The organism is Pseudomonas sp. PA1(2017) (assembly GCF_001945375.1).
Classification (GTDB): domain Bacteria; phylum Pseudomonadota; class Gammaproteobacteria; order Pseudomonadales; family Pseudomonadaceae; genus Aquipseudomonas.
Map to the genome: position 1 here is coordinate 1431130 of NZ_MSXU01000009.1, position 18167 is coordinate 1449296.

The 18167-nt window shown below is 63.9% G+C and carries 16 protein-coding genes; 11 read left to right on the plus strand and 5 right to left on the minus strand.

What is annotated here, in order from left to right; genetic code table 11:
* Positions 1-121 precede the first annotated feature (121 nt).
* Positions 122-559 carry a hemerythrin domain-containing protein gene (locus BVH01_RS13480; RefSeq protein ID WP_075930778.1) on the plus strand — a complete coding sequence of 146 codons (438 nt, stop codon included), beginning with the start codon at positions 122-124 and terminating at the stop codon, positions 557-559.
* A 21-nt stretch (positions 560-580) separates the two neighbouring features.
* Here BVH01_RS13480 and BVH01_RS13485 read toward each other — a convergent pair whose 3' ends face one another.
* The gene (locus tag BVH01_RS13485; RefSeq protein WP_256562760.1) at positions 581-3400 is read right to left on the minus strand and encodes a PAS domain-containing protein; all 2820 of its coding nucleotides are present in this window, start codon (positions 3398-3400) and stop codon (positions 581-583) included.
* Between the two features lie 194 nt (positions 3401-3594).
* Between BVH01_RS13485 and BVH01_RS13490 the strand changes: the two genes are divergently transcribed.
* From BVH01_RS13490 to BVH01_RS13500, 3 genes are all read left to right on the plus strand, one after another.
* A complete protein-coding gene (locus BVH01_RS13490) occupies positions 3595-5199 on the plus strand; it encodes a histidine kinase famiy protein (protein ID WP_075930779.1) in 1605 nt (534 codons plus the stop codon).
* A gap of 99 nt (positions 5200-5298) precedes the next feature.
* A complete protein-coding gene (locus tag BVH01_RS13495) occupies positions 5299-5577 on the plus strand; it encodes a hypothetical protein (RefSeq protein WP_075930780.1) in 279 nt (92 codons plus the stop codon).
* Between the two features lie 111 nt (positions 5578-5688).
* A complete protein-coding gene (locus BVH01_RS13500) occupies positions 5689-6228 on the plus strand; it encodes an acyl-CoA thioesterase (protein WP_075930781.1) in 540 nt (179 codons plus the stop codon).
* A 67-nt stretch (positions 6229-6295) separates the two neighbouring features.
* Here the strand turns inward: BVH01_RS13500 and BVH01_RS13505 are convergent, their stop codons facing one another.
* Entirely contained in the window at positions 6296-7399 is a 1104-nt protein-coding gene (locus BVH01_RS13505; protein WP_075930782.1) for an NADH:flavin oxidoreductase, read from the minus strand.
* A gap of 311 nt (positions 7400-7710) precedes the next feature.
* Between BVH01_RS13505 and BVH01_RS13510 the strand changes: the two genes are divergently transcribed.
* The 4 genes from BVH01_RS13510 to BVH01_RS13525 all read left to right on the plus strand — a co-directional run bounded on the left by BVH01_RS13510 (position 7711) and on the right by BVH01_RS13525 (position 11015).
* Entirely contained in the window at positions 7711-8268 is a 558-nt protein-coding gene (locus BVH01_RS13510; RefSeq protein WP_075930783.1) for a TetR/AcrR family transcriptional regulator, read from the plus strand.
* 45 nt (positions 8269-8313) lie between these two features.
* A complete protein-coding gene (locus tag BVH01_RS13515) occupies positions 8314-8763 on the plus strand; it encodes a MaoC family dehydratase (protein ID WP_075930784.1) in 450 nt (149 codons plus the stop codon).
* Between the two features lie 174 nt (positions 8764-8937).
* Entirely contained in the window at positions 8938-9924 is a 987-nt protein-coding gene (locus BVH01_RS13520) for a hypothetical protein (protein WP_075930785.1), read from the plus strand.
* Positions 9921-11015, plus strand: coding sequence for a hypothetical protein (locus tag BVH01_RS13525; protein ID WP_075930786.1), 1095 nt, complete (start codon positions 9921-9923; stop codon positions 11013-11015). The genes BVH01_RS13520 and BVH01_RS13525 overlap by 4 nt, the downstream gene beginning before the upstream one ends.
* 238 nt (positions 11016-11253) lie before the next feature.
* Here BVH01_RS13525 and BVH01_RS13530 read toward each other — a convergent pair whose 3' ends face one another.
* Positions 11254-11472, minus strand: coding sequence for a hypothetical protein (locus tag BVH01_RS13530; RefSeq protein ID WP_139315684.1), 219 nt, complete (start codon positions 11470-11472; stop codon positions 11254-11256).
* A 315-nt stretch (positions 11473-11787) separates the two neighbouring features.
* Here BVH01_RS13530 and BVH01_RS13535 point away from each other — a divergent pair, with 315 nt between their 5' ends.
* Complete coding sequence (locus BVH01_RS13535; RefSeq protein WP_075930788.1) at positions 11788-13368, plus strand: YdgA family protein; 1581 nt, start codon at positions 11788-11790, stop codon at positions 13366-13368.
* Between the two features lie 64 nt (positions 13369-13432).
* Here BVH01_RS13535 and BVH01_RS13540 read toward each other — a convergent pair whose 3' ends face one another.
* A complete protein-coding gene (locus BVH01_RS13540; protein WP_075930789.1) occupies positions 13433-15613 on the minus strand; it encodes a TonB-dependent siderophore receptor in 2181 nt (726 codons plus the stop codon).
* 158 nt (positions 15614-15771) lie between these two features.
* Here BVH01_RS13540 and BVH01_RS13545 point away from each other — a divergent pair, with 158 nt between their 5' ends.
* Positions 15772-16248: a GNAT family N-acetyltransferase gene (locus tag BVH01_RS13545; protein ID WP_075931034.1), complete on the plus strand. Its 477-nt coding sequence runs from the start codon at positions 15772-15774 to the stop codon at positions 16246-16248.
* On the opposite strand, the gene BVH01_RS13550 is transcribed toward BVH01_RS13545, so the two are convergent.
* The gene (locus BVH01_RS13550; RefSeq protein WP_075930790.1) at positions 16245-17504 is read right to left on the minus strand and encodes an MFS transporter; all 1260 of its coding nucleotides are present in this window, start codon (positions 17502-17504) and stop codon (positions 16245-16247) included. The two genes, BVH01_RS13545 and BVH01_RS13550, sit on opposite strands and share 4 nt — an antisense overlap.
* Positions 17505-17747: 243 nt before the next feature.
* On the opposite strand from BVH01_RS13550, the gene BVH01_RS13555 reads away from it, so the two are divergent.
* Complete coding sequence (locus tag BVH01_RS13555; RefSeq protein WP_075930791.1) at positions 17748-18101, plus strand: hypothetical protein; 354 nt, start codon at positions 17748-17750, stop codon at positions 18099-18101.
* Positions 18102-18167: the final 66 nt, after the last annotated feature.

Consider the following 18167-nt stretch of genomic DNA (forward strand, 5'->3'; position numbering starts at 1 on the left):
CAGACCCTAGCTGCCGGAAGTCCTGCGCTTGAAAGTGTGAACCCGCTTTTCACCCCTTCGGTCACAACCTGCAGATGGCCCCGAAAGGCCGCGAACAGTCGTTAGCCGATGAGGTGATTGCATGCAGATATTCCAAGCGTTGCGTGAGAGCCATGACCGTCAGCGGGCGATGGCCGAGGCGTTGCTCGCCACCACGGGCGATTCCCCCGAGCGGGCCCAGCGTTACAGTGAGCTGAAGGACGAATTGCTGGCCCATGCCCGGGCCGAGGAGCGGTTCTTCTATTCGCCACTTATGAAGCACGACGCGGGCGTGGACCTGTCTCGCCATGGCGTGGCCGAGCACCATGAGATGGACGAGTTGCTGGAAACCCTGGAAGACACTGACCCGTCCAGCCCATCGTGGATCGCCACGGCGCGCAAGCTCAAGGACAAGATCTTCCATCACCTGGAGGACGAAGAGCACACCTTTTTCCAGCAGGCCGGCAAGATGCTCACCGACCAGCAGAAGACCACCCTGGCCAACCAGTATGTGAAAGATTACGAGCAGGCGCTGGACTGACCGGCGTTTGCCCCGGGCTCGTCACTCGGCGAGCAGTTCACGCACCCGCGAGGCCAGCGCGTCGAGGCTGAACGGCTTGGTCAGTACGGTGATGCCGGGTGCCAGTTGCCCGTCGGTCAGCAGCGAATTCTCTGCATAACCGGTGATCAACAGCACCGGCATGGCCGGCCTGACCAGCCTTCCGGCGTCGGCCATCTGCCGGCCGTTCATGCCGCCGGGCAGGCCGACGTCACTTATCAGCAGGTCGATGACGGCGTCCGAGTGCAGCAGGCTGATGCCCGCTGCGCTGTCGCTGGCCTCGATGACCTTCAGGCCCAGCTCTTCCAGCACGTCCGTCACCAGCAGGCGAATGGTCGGCTCGTCATCGACCACCAGTACGGTCTTGCCTTGCCGCTCCGTCACGGGCTCGAGTGCGGCCATGGTGTCCGGCTCGGCCTCGCTTTGTGGGTTGCCGCTGTGGCGGGGCAGGTACAGAGTCACTACCGTGCCTTCGCCGACCACCGAGACGATGCGCATCTGCCCGCCGGATTGCTTGGCGAACCCATAGGCCATGGAAAGCCCCAGGCCGGTGCCTTCGCCGATCGGCTTGGTGGTGAAGAAGGGCTCCACCGCCCGGGCGACTACCTGCGGCGGCATGCCCACGCCTTCGTCGCTGACCGCCAGGCTCAGGTACGGCCCCTCGGGCAGGTTGAGCGCTGCGGCTTGGGGCGCGTCGATGTGCAGATTGCGGGTGGTGCTCTTGATCACGCCGCCGCTCGGCATGGCGTCCCGGGCGTTGATGCACAGGTTGAGCAGGGTGTTCTCCAACTGCGAGGCATCCACCAGTGCCGTCCACAGGTCGGCCTGCAGATCGCTTTCCAGGCGGATGCCCGGGCCGACAGTGCGCTGGATCATTTCCAACATGCCGGCGATCAGCGCGTTGGCGTCGGTGGGCTTGGGCAGCAGCGTCTGCCTGCGCGAAAAGGCCAGCAGGCGGTGGGTCAGGGCGGCGGCGCGGCGGGTGGCGGTTTCCGCGGCGCCCATGTACCGCCCGAGCTCGTGGAAGCGGCCCTGTTCGATACGCAGGTGCATCAGCTCCAATGCGCCGGAAATGCCCGCCAGCAAGTTGTTGAAGTCGTGGGCCAGGCCGCCGGTCAACTGGCCGATGGCTTCCATTTTCTGCGACTGGCGCAGCGACTCCTCGGCCATGTGCTGGGCGGTGACGTCGCGGCCGACGAAATGGAAGATTCGCCCTGATGGATCCGGCGCGGCGGTCCACATGAACGAGCGTGTCTCGCCGCTGTTGCTGCGCAAACGGCTGGTGAAGCCGCTAACCTTTTCGCCCTTGCCCAGGCGCTCCATGAGGTCGAGTACGTCGGCCCAGTCGTCCTCGACCACCACGTCGAGAAAAGGGATGCTCAGAAGCTTTTCCGCGTCCCAACCGAGCAACTGGGTCCAGGCCGGGTTGATGGTCTTGAAATAGCCGTCTAGTCCCGCCGAGCCCATCAGGTCATTGGTGCTTTCCCACAAGCGGTCGCGCTCGGCGGTGCGCTTGCGCAGTTCGGCGCGGTTGAGCTTCTCGCGGGTGATGTCGCGTGCCGAGCAGTAGGTCTTGCGGCCATCGGGCACGGCCACCCAGGACAACCAGCGCCATTCGCCGTTGCGGCAGCGGAAGCGATGTTCCAGACCCAACGCCGGCTCGCCGGCCTCCTTGAACTTGCGCCACACGTTTTGCGTGCCGGCCTGATCCTTGGGGTGGACGAATTCGAGGAAGTGCACGCTGGCCAGCTCTTCCTCGGACCAGCCCAAGGTGACCTGCCATGCCGGGTTAGTGGCTTCGAAGTAGCCGTCGTGGTTGAGCACGCCGAGCAGGTCGGGAGTGATCTGCCACGTACGGCCGCGTTCGAAGGTCTGGGCGATGACCTTCTGCTCCAGCTCGGCATTGAGCGCCATGACCCGGGCGATGGCCCGGTCACGTTCGCCTTCGATGGCGCGCCGCTCTTCGACGTTGATCAGCACGCCGGGAAAGCTCAGGCCCGTGCCATCGGCTGCCAATTCGACGCGGCCGTTGGCTTCCAGCCAGTAATAACGGCCATCGGCGCGGCGCACGCGGTACTGATGAGCGTAGGGGCCACCGCGGGCGATGGCCTGGCTGATCGCTTCGTGCAGGCTGTCGATGTCGTCGGGGTGAACCGTGGCGACCACCTGCTGCAGGCTTAGGCCGCTGCGGCCCATCGCCGGGTCGAGGCCGAAGCTGCGGGCGAACGCTTCGTCGACGGTGAATCGGTTGGTAGGCAAATCCCAGAACCAGGTGCCGATGATCGCTCCGGCGGCCAGCGCCAGTTGCACCCGTTCGGCGTTGGCAACGGCTGGCTGTTCGATGGTGACCACCTGAGTGGTTTCGATGGCCACGTTCAAAAAGCCGGCCACGGCTCCGCTCGCGTCGGTCAGTGGGCTGTAGGAAAAGGTCCAGTAGGTATCTTCGGGGTAGCCGTTGCGGTAGAGCACCAGCGGCATGTTCTCGTCATGCACGGGTTCTCCGCGAAGCACTCGTTCCACCAATGGACCAAGAGTCGGCCACACCTGGGCCCAGGCCGTCTCGATAGGCTGACCCAGTGCGCCAGGGTGCTGCTCGCCGAGAAGCGCTGCGTAGCAATCGTTGTAGAGAAAGGTTCGCTCGCGACCCCAGACTGCGCACATCGCAAAGCTGCTGTTGCGCATGATCGCGCAGGTTGTGCGCAGCTCGGTTGGCCAGTTGTGCTGAGCGCCCAGCGGAGTGGCGGCCCAATCGAAATCGTCGAAGATGTAAGGCACGGTGCGAACCTTGCGCTGGTAATGCGAGTCAGGCTGCAAGTGTGCCATTGGTAGGCACGCGGTAAACAGCAGCATCTGCGCTGATTTTCAGCGATTGACGATAATTCTGGCAGTGAAGCGGCGAGGTGTTGGGAAAGGCTTGTACAGCACGTATTCGATGTAGAACTTCTTGCCGGCCCGCCGCTCGAACTCAGGACAGGGGCGCTACATCCGGCCTCGCCAGCAGCGTGATAGGTAAGCCGATGCCGACAGGTGGCAAGCAGGACTTCCGGGTTGATAACGCCTCTTCAGGCGACATTTCCGGCTCGGGCAAGAACATCTTCTTCGCAGCGGTGGAAACCACCCGCATGCCGATGATCGTCACCGACCCCAATCGGCCCGACAACCCGATCATCTTCGCCAACCACGCCTTTCTGGAGATGACCGGATACGACGTGGAGGACATCGTCGGCCAGAACTGCCGATTCCTGCAGGGCCCGGAAACCGATCGCTCGGTGGTGACCCAGGTACGCGAGGCCATCCATGCGCGCCGGGAAATCTCGGTGGAATTGATCAACTACCGCAAGGACGGCTCCACGTTCTGGAATGCGCTGTTCATCTCGCCGGTCTACAACGATGCCGGCGAGCTGATCTACTTCTTTGCCTCGCAGCTGGACATCAGCCGCCGTCGCGATGCCGAGGAGGGCCTGCGCCAGGCGCAGAAGATGGAAGCGCTGGGCCAGCTGACCGGCGGCATCGCTCACGATTTCAACAACCTGCTGCAGGTGATGATCGGCTATCTGGAAGTGCTCGAGCGCTCGGCCAGCAAGCCCGAATACGATCAGGATCGTATCCTGCGTTGCGTCAACAACGCCCGCAACGCCGCCGACCGCGCTGCCACGCTGACCCAGCAACTGCTGGCGTTCTCGCGCAAGCAGAAGCTCGAAGGCCGGGTGCTCAACCTCAACGGCCTGATCAGCGGCTTTCAGGAGCTCGGCGAACGTACCCTGGGGCATGCCAATCTGCGCCTGACCCTCGACAGGACCCTGTGGAATTGCCGCATCGACCCGACCCAGGCCGAGGTGGCGTTCCTCAATATCCTGATCAACGCCCGCGACGCGCTGGAAGGGCGCGAGCAGCCCGTGGTGCATATCGAAACCAAGAACGTGACGGTCGAAGAACTGGGCAGCATGTCCTACGACGGGCTGATGCCCGGGCGTTACGTCAGCGTGGCGATCACCGACAACGGCATGGGTATGTCCGACAGCGTGAGCAGCCGGGTGATGGACCCGTTCTTTACCACCAAGGATGAAGGCAAGGGCTCCGGGCTCGGCCTGTCGATGGTCTATGGCTTCGTCAAGCAATCCGGTGGCACCGTGCGCATCTACTCCGAGGAGGGCGTGGGCACCACATTGCGCCTGTACTTCCCGGCCGACGACAGCCAGGTGATCCACAGCCCGGCCAAGGAACGCACCAACGAGCGCAACGGCACCGAGCGCGTACTGGTGGTCGAGGACCGCCCTGACGTGGCCGACCTTGCCCGCATGGTGCTGGAGGACTACGGATACGTCGCCGACATCGCCCTCAATGCGCGCGAAGCGCTGCTGCGTTTGGACGTGGCCGACTACGACCTGCTGTTCACCGATCTGATCATGCCCGGCGGCATGAACGGCGTGATGCTGGCGCGCGAAGCGCGGCGTCGCAAGCCGGGCCTCAAGGTGTTGCTGACCACCGGCTATGCGGAGAACTCGCTGGAACGCACCGATGCCGGCGGCAGCGAGTACGACGTGATCTCCAAGCCGTACGTGCCAAACGAGCTGGCGCGCAAGGTACGCCAGGTGATCGACGGGCCCACCGGCGTGGGTTGAAGCAGGGTAGCCGCAGGCGCCGCAATGGCGCGCTGCGGCGCCGGACGAGTGGTCGCAAGACTATACGAACTGTTCTGCATGTATCCGCCTCACACAGGTATGGACAAATACATCAGCAGATTCAAGACGGAAACCGGCTGCCAGCTCGAACTTGAACGATGCCCTACCGGCATCTGCTTCAAGGCGATGTCCGCCGACGGGCAATGCCTAGGCCAACGGCACTTGAGTACGTCGCAACTGGGCAACGGCGCCCTCGTGCAAGCGGTGATGCTGGACTTCATTGCCCAGGTCAAGCGCTTGCAGGAACTCGACGGCATAACCGCTTCGATACCAACCGATCATTTCATTCAGGATGCCGACTCCGCTCCCAACCGCTGACTTCGGTTGCGGCATGCACAAATCCCCTCGCAAACGGCTGTTTCGCAGCTACCGTGCCTGAAGACGCGCTGTATAAAGTGGAGCCCTTTCGCTGGTACAGGCCGTCGCCCCATGAATCTCTGGTTTCGTCTTTTCCTGATGCTGTTGCGCCGGCCCTGGCGCAAACCCATTTCGGCGTTCGATACCACCGTGGTGCGCATGCGCGTTTGGCCGCTGGATCTCGACCTGAATCGTCACGTCACCAACGGTCGCTACTTCACCCTCGCCGATATCGGGCGCATGGACTACGTGCTGCGCAGCGGCGCGTTCCGGGTGGCGCTGCGCCAGCGCGCGCTGCCCATCGTCGGTGACGTATGGGGCAAGTTTCGCCGAGAGTTGCGGTTGTTCGAGCGCTTCGAAATCCACACCCGCATGCTGGGTTGGGACGACAAGTGGAGCTTCATGGAGCACCGCTTCGTCAAGGATGGCCGAGTGGCTGGCGTGGTGATCATGCGCGGCCTGTTTCGCGGCCGGCACGGCAACGTCCCGCCGGCCGACTTCGCCGTCGAGCTCGGCCTGCCAGAGCAATCGCCAGCGCTGGCGGACTGGCTCAGTGAATGGTCTGTCAGTTGCGACGGGTTGAGCGCCCAGCTGCGGGGTGAGGAACAATAGGGGCGGGCGATTGCGTCAGGTGAGAAAACGCGGGCCGCCTGGCCCGTGTTTTTTTGCAGCCTGGCCGTCAGGCCAGCGTCGCGAGGTCGGCGGCGTTGAAGCCTGGCAGCGGCTCGCCATTGCGCACCTTGTTGGCCCAGCCGGCATCGGAAATCAGCACGCGGCCTACGGCAATCAGGTCGAACTCCTCACGCTCCATGCGCAGGTGCAGGTTGTCCAGCACCGCAGCGCCGGAGCCCTTGCCGCCGAAGGCGCCGAAGAAGTCGCCGTCGAGCCCCACCGAGCCGACGCTGATGGTCGCCGCACCGGTGAGCTTCTTCGCCCAACCGGCGAAGTTCAGGCCCTCGGCGCCGTCCAGTTCCGGAAACTCCGGTTCCCAGAAACGTCGCTGCGAGCAGTGCAGTACATCCACGCCGGCCTCGACCAGCGGTGCCAGCCATTCGCTCATCTGTTCCGGCGTAGTGGCCAGGCGCGCGGCGTAGTCCTGCTGCTTCCACTGGCTGACACGCAGGATCAGCGGGAAGTCCTCGCCCACTGCGGCTCGTACCGCGCGAACCGCCTCGGCGGCGAAGCGCGAGCGCTCGGCGATCGTGGCACCGCCAAAGGCGTCGGTGCGGGTGTTGGTACCGGGCCAGAAGAACTGGTCGATCAGGTAACCGTGGGCGCCGTGCAGCTCCACGGTATCGAAGCCAAGGCGCTTGGCATCGGCAGCGGCCTTGGCGAAGGCGGCCACCGTGTCGGCGATGTCTTCCAGGCTCATTTCCGTGCCGCGCGGATCATTCGGCCCCACCAGCCCGCTTGGGCTCTCTACCGGTGCTTCAGGCTCCCAGCCGCCCTGGCCACGGGTCGAGCCGGTGTGCCAGATCTGCGGCCCGATAAGCCCGCCAGCGGCATGCACGGCCTTCGCTACTTCACCCCAGCCGGCCAGCGCCGCGTCGCCGTGGAAGAAGGGGATGCCCGGCATGTTGCGCGAGGCCGGGCGGTCGATCACCGTGCCCTCGGTGAGAATCAGGCCGACACCGCCTTCGGCGCGGCGGCGGTAGTACTCGGCATGTGCCTCGGCTGGAATACCTTTTGGCGCCATGGCGCGGGTCATCGGCGCCATGACGATACGGTTGGGGAGTGCCAGGCTTTTCAGCTTGAAAGGGCTGAACAGAACGTCATCGGACATGGAGACCTCATCTCGTTTGAATGGCCGCTGCGCTCAGCGGCTTGCTGCTTGCAAATAAAGTAAGGCTGGACTGGCGCGCGAGGCCGGCCGCAATCGACAGCGAAGCGCCGCCATATGCCCATGACCTTTATCGTGTTGCAAGCGTCGGCGCGCCGCTGATACGTACGCCATTCATGGCGCGAATACCGAGACAGGTTGCCGTCGATGATTAAGATTATGTTCATAATCTTTTTTGTCAATTCTTTTTGATTATGATCGACATCTATGTATAGTGAAGTCACTGAATCGAGCATCAATGCAGAGGCGGCGATATGCGCGTGAGCAAAGCCCAGGCCCAGGCGAACCGGGCGTTGATCGTGGAAACGGCATCGCAGCTGTTCCGTGAGCGGGGTTTCGACGGCGTGGGCGTAGCGGAGCTGATGGCTGCTGCTGGCTTTACCCATGGCGGCTTCTACAAGCACTTCGCTTCCAAGGCGGACCTGATGGCGGAGTCCGCGGCCTGCGGCATCGCGCAAACCCTGGAGCGCAGCCAGGAGCTGAATGCGCAGCGGTTCTTCGATCTCTATCTGACGCGCAAGCACCGCGATACCCGCGACCACGGCTGCACGCTTTCCGCCCTTGGCGGCGATGCGGCGCGCCAGCCCGAAGCGCTGAAGACCATCTTCGCCGACGCCATCGAGGCCCTGCTCACCAGCTTGGCGCGCAATGGCGAGCAGGAAGCGGACGAACAGCAGCGGGCCAGGCTCATTGGCCAGCTCTCCCAGGCCGTCGGCGCCATCGTGCTGTCACGCGCCTGCCCGGATGACTCGCCCCTGGCCGATGAAATCCTCAGCGCCTGCCGCGCGCCGCAGCCCGACGGTACACGCTGACACGCCGTTCACCGATGCGCATTCGCCACGTACAGGGAGACCGCCATGACCCTTCACTACCTCGATGACCTCACCCCCGGGCAGCGTTTCACCGGCGCCACCCGGGCGCGCGTCGACGAAGACGCCATCAAGGCTTTTGCCCGTGAGTTCGACCCGCAGCCTTTTCATCTCGATAACGAAGCAGCGCGACAGTCGCTGTTCGGCTCGCTGGCGGCCAGTGGCTGGCACACTGCGGCACTGACCATGCGCTTGCTGGTGGACTGCGAGCCGAAGCTGGCCGGCGGCATCATCGGCGCCGGTTTCGACGAACTGCGCTGGCCGCTGCCGGTGCGGCCCGGCGACGAGCTACGGGTCGAGCTCGAGGTGCTGGAGGTGCGGCCGTCCAGGAGCAAACCTACCCAGGGCCTGGTCAAGCTACGCACCACCACCCTGAATCAGCACGATCAGGTCGTACAGGTTTCCGTGGGCAATCTGGTGGTGCAGCGGCGTAGTTGAGCGACATACCTGACTCGCTGGCGTTCCAATGCACTGCCAGCGAGGCAGGCTGCTGGCACTGTTCGGATAGTTGCTGAAGCACGCTGATCGAGCCAAATCTCTCTCCAGGCAGTATGATGGCGTATAGCTATGTCGTGCCGCAGCATAGGACGCTTCGTACCGCCGGGAGAGGGCATGGATTCGCTGAGCAAACCGCAACTCAAGGAGCTGGTGCGACGGGTGATCGTCGCCCAGGGTAATGCCTTCATCAAGGAGCTGCTGCGCAGCACCACGGCCAGAATCGGCGCGACCAAGGAGGACTTCGCTGCCAACCTGGATGCCGCCATCGATGCCGACGAGCTGACCCAGGAAAAGCTCGAAGCCTGGCTGGCGGAAGTCGAGGGTTGGGGCGACCAGCACCTTTATCTGATCGCGCCGCCCGAGGTGGATGGGGCGCGGCTGGCCGCCGGTATCGCCGCGAGCCCTCATGCCGAAGCGCTCGGCGCCAGCGCCAGCCTGGATTTCCCGGAGGCCCTGACGCTCACCCATATCGCGTTGTCCGACACTAGCCTGTCGCTGCTCTGGCATCAGGGCAAGGCCGGCTGGAATCGCTTCAAACCCAAAGATTTCACCCTTGAAGAAGGGCTGGAGCACTACCGCTTCGACGCCTACCGGCAGCGCCTGGATCGCAGCGTGGTGCGCTTCGAATGGCGCTTTGCCGATTCTTACTGCCTGGTACTGATTCACCGCAACCCCGAGATCGATCACAAGGCGGTCTTTCAGGACATCCGCCGCACGCTGGCCACCATCGGTTGCCCGGACGCCCCGGCGAAACCCATTCCCCTCGACCAGGCCGTCAAGGTGGCGGCGAGCAAGGGCAAGGGCGTGCATTCGACCCGCTTCGAACTCGATGGCGGCTATGTGGAGATGGCCTCGACCCTGGCCGACGGCGGCATCGACGCCGTGGAACCGGTGCGTGTGGTGCTGCAGGCGGTGGACACCGGCCAGTTCGACCGTGCCCAGGGCATGCTGCATTTCGCCGCCGAAGAACACGGCACCAGCCGGCGCATCGCCGTGCAGGTCTATGGCCGTGAAGCGCGGCTGCGCATCTGGGCGCAGTGCAAGCGTGAAGACGTGCTGCGCATCGTCGAGCTGCTCTGGGCGTATAACAGCGCGCCATGAATAGTGCACGGCCAGACCGCTGGCAGGCGGAAATCGACCGGCGGCTGGGTCAGGGCGTCGAGCTGGAGTTCACCCAGGCGCAGTTCGCCCAGGCGGTCGAGGCGTCGCCCGACGACAGCGGGTTACAGGCATTTCTCGATGGCCTGGCCAGCGCCCAGGCCGCCGAGCGCCGCGATGCCTATCGTTGCCCCATGGCGGGGTGCGCGCGTTTGTTGCCGGCAGGCGTGGCCAATACGGTCTGCCCGTTCTGCCAAGCCGACTTTCAGCAGCAGGGCGTCGAGCCCGAGGTCGAACCCAGCTACCGGCTGGTGGGTGAGAGCAGCCGCGACATTCGCTGGGTGATCGTGATCCATGGCATGAACAGCCGGGCCAAATGGCAGGAAGCGTTCAGTTGGGAAATCGCCAACCGGCTCAGCTATTCGGCGCCGGTGCTGATCTACAAGTACGGCTGGGCGACCATCGACGTGTTCGCCCGCTGGCTGCATGAACGCCTTGCCAGACGCCTGGGCGAGCGCATGCGCATCGCCATCGCAGAGGCGCAAAAGAGCCGTCTGCCCGACAGGCCGGACATCATCGCCCACAGCTTTGGCACGCTGCTGCTGGCGCGGGTGCTGGAGAACCCCGAGTTCGCCGACCTGAAGTTCGGTCGCATCATCACCGCAGCGAGCATCGTGCGCCCGGATTTCGACTGGGATCGGCTCATCCAGCAGGGGCGGGTGGAGGCGGTGCTCAACCATGTCGGCGGTCAGGATCGCGCCGTGCCGTTCGCTCAGTACGCCATTCCCGGCGCCGGGCCGGGCGGGACGGTGGGCTACCTGGCGGCGTCGACGCTCAACGTGCGCGCCGACGGATACGGTCACTCGGGATTCTTCATCCCGGAAAACCTCGGCGTGGCCATCTCGCGGGACGGTCTCTGGCAGGGCTTTTTGACCCGCCCGCTGGCGCACTTTCGCCCGGCTGGTGCCTTCGTTGCCGAGCCGCACTGGCGACCGGCGCCGTTGCTGGCAAGGGTGTGCACGCGGACGCTGGCCTATGGGCTGTTCTGGGTGCTGGCGCCGTTCTCGTGGCTACGGCGCAAGATCGATCCTTAGAGGTTTCTCGAGGGGAAAGCCGAATACTGGGAATCGAACACGTGCAGCCGGTGCGGCCTATAGGTGAGCTCCTGTGGGAGCGGGCCATGCCTGCGAAAAAAACGCCGGCATGGGCTAGGTGTCGCCTCCCGCTCCCGCAGTTAGTTACTCAGGCAGCGATGCATGGCCTGCACGGCCCGATCCGCCCACCATTGCTGATCGCATCGGCAGACGACCAGAGCGCCACCCACCTGATCGCTCAAATCCGCGGCGCGCTCTTGATCGTCGACAGGGCGCGTTCGATGGCTTCGTGGGGAGTCGAGGGCATGGGTTGCTCGACGTAGTTGTACTTGCTGTTGTCGAGAACCAGCACCTGGGCCTTTTTAGCCAGCTTGTCGACGTCGTAGCCCAGGTCGATGCAGGCGCCCAGCATGGCCATTATGGCCTGTTCGAGCACTCGTTCACTCTGTGTAGCCATTTGCGCACCTCGGTCATGGCCTGTAGCTGGCCGGCTTGGGCACGGATGACTCCATGCCCTACTGGTGAGGTATGACTACGGACGAGGCGCAAGGATTCAGGAGAAGTTGGCGGTTGCGGCCGGCCTGCCGATGAGTGACCGGTCGGCTTCAACCCTGAGCACTGAAACCGCGATTGTGGCGAGAAAATGGAGAGCGCTCGCACAGTGCCATAACCGCCAGGATGCTAAGATGCTCGCCGCCTTTCGCAGCATGCGCACCATGCGCCAGGCCAGGAAGGCCGAACATTCCCATCATGGACATGCATTGAGCAGACGATGAACAAATTAGCAGCAGTAGCAGTAGGGCTGGTGGCGGTTGGCGCACTCAGCACGGCCGGCGCCTGGTACACCGGCACCCAGTTGCCCGGCATTCTCAACGACCTCATCGAGGAATCCAACCGCCAGGGCGCCGAAGCGCTGCTGGGCACTGGAGCCAGCTTCAAGCTGGAGTTGGTGTCGCTGGAGACCCGTCTGTTCACCAGCACCGCACGCTACAAATTCAGCTTCGATGCGCCGTCCGAAGAGGGCGAGACGCGGCATATGGAAGTGCTGCTGCTGGACAACATCGAGCACGGCCCGCTGCCGCTGTCGCGCCTGATGCGCCTGAACCTGTGGCCGGTCATGGTCGCCAGCAATTACCAGCTGGAACCCAACGAGCTGACCCAGAAGTGGTTCGATGCCGCCAAGGGCGCCGCGCCGCTCACTGGCCAGGCCAGCCTGGGTTACGACGGTGCCAGCCGTGGCTCACTGGTGCTGACGCCGCTCGATTTCGCGCCGTCGCCAACCTCTACGGTCAAGTTCTCCGGCATGACCCTGGACTTCGAGGCCAGCAAGCACGCCAAGGAAGTGCAGGTCAGCGGCACCATGGACAGCCTGTCGATCACCAGCACCGAGGACACGCCGGTACAGGCCGACCTGCATGGCCTGACCGTGACCAGCGACCAGCGCCTGGGTAGCGCCGATTTCTACGTCGGCGACAGCAGCATCAAGCTGGCCACCGCGCAGATCAAGGTCGGCGACAAGCCAGCCGTGCTGATCAAGGACATCGCCCAGGTCGGCAGCCTGCAGGAAAGCGGCAACATGCTCAACGGGCAGATCGGCTATGACCTGGGCATGGTCAGCTACGACGGCAAGGACATCGGCGGCCTGCGCACCCTGTGGGCCATCAAGAACTTCGACAGCGCGGCGCTGCAGTCGCTGTTCAAGCTCTACCAGGACAAGCTGACGCCCATCCAGAAAGCCCAGGCCCTGGGTGAAGAGGCCCCTGCGCTCGACTTTTCGGCCGACGAAGAGGCGCGCATGAAGGCCGACCTGGAGAAGCTGCTGGCCGGCAAACCACAGCTGGCGCTGGACAACTTCACCCTCACCACGCCCCATGGCCAGGCCTCGCTGCGCGTGGTGGTGGACATGGACAAGCCAGAATCCTTCGAGCTGCCGCCAGACGAGCTGGGCCGGCAACTGATCGGCCAGCTGGATGCCAAACTGTCGGTCGCCAAGGCGGTGATCGGCGATGGCGTGCGTATCCAGGCGATGGTCGAAGGCGTCACCGATGCCCAGGCCGTCGAGCAGCAGGCGGCGATGATGACCGAGATGGGCAGCGGCATGGCCCTCGGCACCGGCCTGGTGACCCTGGAAGGCGAGACCCTGCAGTCGACCCTGCATTACGCCGACAACAAGGTGACCTTCAACGGCCAGGACATGAGCGTCGACGAGTTCGTCATGCTGGTGATGTCCAAGACCGGCGGCATGGGCGGTGGCCTGGGTGATGATGCGTCGGCCTACGGCGATGATGCCCCGCAAGACATGGGCGGCTACGACGACGGCGCCGATACCCAGGCGCCTGATCAGGCTGAGTGATCCCCTCGCGTGATGGCAAAAAAGCCAGTCGAAGGACTGGCTTTTTTGTGGGTGAGGTGCGGGCTTAGAAGCTGTATTTGGCGGTCAGCATCAGATTGCGTGGCGTGCCGTAGGTGTCGCCGCCGTACTCAATCGATGTGGAAATCGACGAGTAGTACTTCTTGTCGAAGATATTGTTGGCGTTGAGCTGCAAATCGAGATTTTCGTTCACCGCATATCCTGCCATCAGATTGGTGAGGGCGTAGGCGCCCTGCTTGAGGCGGTAGCTGCTGCCATCGTCCAGCGGGATGTCGTTGTACATACGGCTCTGCCAGGACATATTGCCGCCCACGCGCAGTTTCTCCAGCGGGCCTTGGAAACGGTAGACGGTGGAAAGCTTGAACAGGTGCTCCGGCATGTCGGTGTCGAAGCGCTGTTTCTCGTTTTGCGGGTTGGCGGCATCCTTCAAGGTGTGCACGCGGGCGTAGGTATAGCCTGCTCCGAGCTGCCAGTTTTCGGTAAGGGCGCCTTGGATTTCAAGATCGATCCCCTGACTTCTTACCTCGCCGGAGGCCAGATAGCAGGCGGTCTGCGGACAGCCTATCCTGGAAGTTTCCACCGCACGGTTCTCTTGGTCGATGCGGAAAAGAGCTGCGCTGGCGTTGAGGGCGCCATCGAAGTATTCACCCTTGATGCCCACCTCGTAGTTCTTGCCCTCGATGGGCCTGACTGGTGAGCCGGTGATGTCTTTTTCGGTTTGTGGCTTGAAAATGTCGCTGTAGCTCACATAGACCGAATGGTGGTCGTCCAGGTCGTAGATCAGCCCGGCTAGACGGGTGACGTTACGAGTGACCTTGTAGTCGGCATCCGAGCGTTCCTTGTCGTCGTAGTCGTACCAGTCCAGGCGGCCGCCGAGGATCAGTTTCAGGGGGTCGGCCAGGCTCAGGCGGGTGGTCAGGTACACGCCGTCCTCGGTAGTAACCGTGCGCTTGCTGCCGGTGCGCGTGAAGTCCGGTTTTCCACCGTCTACAGGCCAGTTGGTCACATAAGGGCTGTAGCTGTGGGTATTCATGTCTGTGATGCGCTTGCTGGCGCCTACCACCATTTCATGGGTGCGCCCAAAGGCCTCGAACGGGCCACTGAAGAAACTATCCAAACCGAGCTTGTGCTCGTCGTACTTGGCCTGCCAGACGGTTCGCTCCAAGGATCTCGTTGTTTCGTCGAATCGAGATTGGTATGAGCCCGAGAACAGCGCATTCAGGTCGGAATAATTGGCATTGACCTGCAGCTTCCAGTCATTTGCCAACTGTTGACGCAGTTCGGCGAACAGCGTGTTGGTTTCCTGCTCCTTGTTTTCCCAATCTGTGCCTGGGTTGTAGGAGCGCGGCAGATCCTGGTGGCGACCGTCGAGGCCTACCAGCGAGGCACCCCAGAAATTGTTGGTCTTGTCCTTCTGATGGGAAAAGCCGACTGCCAGGGTGGTGTCGTCGCTCAGGTCCGCCTCGGTAATGGCGTAGAACAAACCGTGATCTTCCTCGGCGCCGTCGACGAAGCTATTGGCGTCGCGGTAGGAGGTCACTACCCGGCCGCGCAGGGTACCGCTTTCGTTGAGCGGACTGGAGGCGTCGACTTCGCCACGGTAATCATCCCAGCTACCCGCTGCGCCGGTGAGGGTGACGTGCTGATCGGCCAGCGGGCGCTTGCGCACCATATTGACCGCCGCCGAAGGGTTGCCTGCACCGGTGACCAGGCCGGTGGCGCCGCGCACGATTTCCACCCGGTCGAACATCGCCAGGTTCGGTTGCACGCCCACACCTACGCCGTTGTAGCCGCTGGGGATGCCGTCATACATCAGGTTGTCAATCTCGAAACCGCGGGCGTAGTAGGTCTGCCGGCCTGGGCCGCTGGAGTAGCTGAGAAACACACCCGGCGCGGCGTCGATGGCGTCATTGATGCTGGTCATGCCTTGATCATCCATACGCTGCCGCGTGATCACGGTGACCGCCTGAGGCGTTTCGCGCATGGTCATGGGCAGCTTGGTGGCGGTGGACATGGCGCCTGTGGTGTAGGAGCGCGAGCCTTCGGTGGTGCTGCCCAGCTGAGTGTTGGTAATTTCGGTGGCGCCCAGTTCCATCACGCCGACGGCACTGTCCGGCGCCTCGCTGCTCTGCTGGGCCAGGGCCGGCGCCATGGTGGCCATGCAGATGGCCAAGGCCAGGTGGTTGCGGGGCGCAGCGAAGCAGCGAGGTGGGGCGAGACGCGACATGACGGGTTCCCTGTTGAGCGAGTAGGAGGCGTTATGATTGTGAGAATCGTTATTATTATAATCTCAAGATGTGTCCGCATGACAAAGCGCGAATTCATCGACTCATCAAGGGTTTATCGATAAAGGCGGTGGGCCGCCGTGCAATGAGGGTGTTCACGATGATTGGCGAACCAGAGAACGGCGATCCGAAACCTGTGCTCAGACCCGCGCGGGTCACCGATCTACCGGCTATCTACCGGGGCGAACTGGCCTATATCCGTCAATGGGAGCCGCAGCATGAGCACGCCTGGCAAATGGCTGCCGAGCGGCATCTGGCGCTGTGGGTCGAGAACTTCGAGCGATTGACCATCGCCTGTGTCGATGACCAGCTCGTCGGCTATTCGCTATGGGCCGATGAGCTGGGGCACGCGGAGCTGTGCACCGTGCATGTCGGCGAGGCATATCGGCGGATGGGAATCGGACAGGTGCTGGTTGGAGCTTATACCGAGAGCGCCCGGCAGGCGGGCTTCGAGACGCTTAGCCTGCACGTTCGTGCCGACAACCCGGCCCGGCGGCTCTACGAGCGCGCCGGGTTCTGCCATGTCGGGGCCAACGCCCTCGGCTACCTGCGCTATGAGTTGCAGGTGGCGGGTTAGCGGCCTGCGGGGGCCGGCACCGCTGGCTTGAGCGGCCGGGTGCGGGGCAGCAGCGCGGTGGCCAGGCCCAGCAGCGGCAGGAACGACACCAGGTGGTAGACCCAGACGATGCCGTGTACGTCGGCCAGCTCGCCCAGGCCGGCTGCGCCAATGCCGCCAATACCGAACATCAGGCCGAACATCAGCCCGGACACCATACCGACGCGACCCGGCACCGCTTCCTGGGCATAAACCACCAGGGCCGCGAACGCCGAGGACATCACCAGGCCGATCATGATCGCCAGCACCGCCGTCGCCGTGGCGCCGACATAGGGCAGGGCCAGGGCGAAGGGCGCCACGCCCATGAAGGAGATCCAGATCACCGCCTTGCGGCCGATGCGGTCGCCCACCGGGCCACCCGCGAAGGTGCCGAGCGCCACCGCAGCGAGAAAGATGAACAGGTAGATCTGGCTCTGCTGAACGCTCATGGCGAAGCGTTCGATCAGGTAGAAGGTGAAGAAGTTGGTGAACGCCGCGATGTACACGAACTTGGCGAACATCAGCACGCAGATCACTGCGATGGCCTGTATCACCTGGCCGCGGTTCAGGCCAGCCGTCTGTTTGCTGGCCAGGCTTTTCAGCTTCGCCTGGCCGTGATGGACGCTCCAGAGGGTGAGGCGGCACAGCACGAAGATCGCCAGGGCGGCGGCGAGCATGAACCAGGCGATGGCATGCTGGCCGTAGGGGATGACGATGGCGGCGGCCAACAGCGGCCCCAGGGCCGAGCCCGAGTTGCCGCCGACCTGAAAGGTCGATTGCGCCGTGCCGAAGCGCCCGCCGGAGGCCATCCGCGCGATACGCGACGCCTCGGGGTGAAAGGTCGCCGAGCCTACGCCCACTACCGCCGCCGATAGCAGCAGCATCTCGTAGCTGTTGGCGAAGGCGAGCAGGGCGATGCCGATGAAGGTCATCACCATGCCGGAGGGCAGCAGGTAGGGTTTGGGGTGCTTGTCGGTGTACATGCCGATCCAGGGCTGCAGCAGCGAGGCGGTGATCTGATACACCAGACCGATCCAGCCGATCTGCGCGAAGCTCAGCGAGAACTGGGTCTTGAGCATCGGGTAAACCGCTGGCATCACCGCCTGGATCATGTCGTTGAGCAGGTGCGAGAACGCGGCGGCGCCGACGATCGGCAGCAGAAAGCCATGGGCCTGGACGGGCGAGGCGACGTCGTTGGCAGCGAGTTCGGGGGAGGCGAGATCGGTGGTGGTTTTCATACGCAAGGCTTCGAGTGGCTGCTGGGCCGGCTGGCATCCGGGTGCCGGCCTGGCCTGGTGGCGGGACAGGGCGCCAAGCTTACGGCTGCAGGCCGCGCCTGTCTCGCCTGATTCGGCAACGGGTTAAACTTCGGCGCCGCCTCATGGGTCGATTTCGGGACAGACAGCGACCAAGCGGCGAGGGCCCATGCACGATCATCACTGCACCGCGTGGGCAAATTCGGGCCGCGACGGATCCGCCAGATGAGTCGCCACGACGCGGCAACGCTGACCACCCCGGACGGCCGCTATCTGATCGTCAGGGGGCGGCTGTGGCGCCTGTCCAATCCTGCGTTGAGCGAGCCGCGGCGCCAGGAGTTGGTCAACCAACTCATGGACGCTCGGCGCCTGGTCAAGGCCGCCAAGGCGGCAGACGACGCCGCAGCGCTCGCCCATGCACGCGCCCAGGTGCAGGCGGCCAAGGTCGGCCTGGGTGAGCGCGGCCCGGTATGGTGGCGCGATGGCGCGCCGGACTACAACCGCCATCTGGTCGCCAATACGCCTTACGCCGACTGGTTCGAAACGCTGGTGCGCGAAGGCACGGCGGGCCAAACGTGATCGAGGCCGGCAATCCCAGCCCGGGGGGCTGGGCGCCGCGCTCATCTGTGCGTAGGCTGTGGGCGC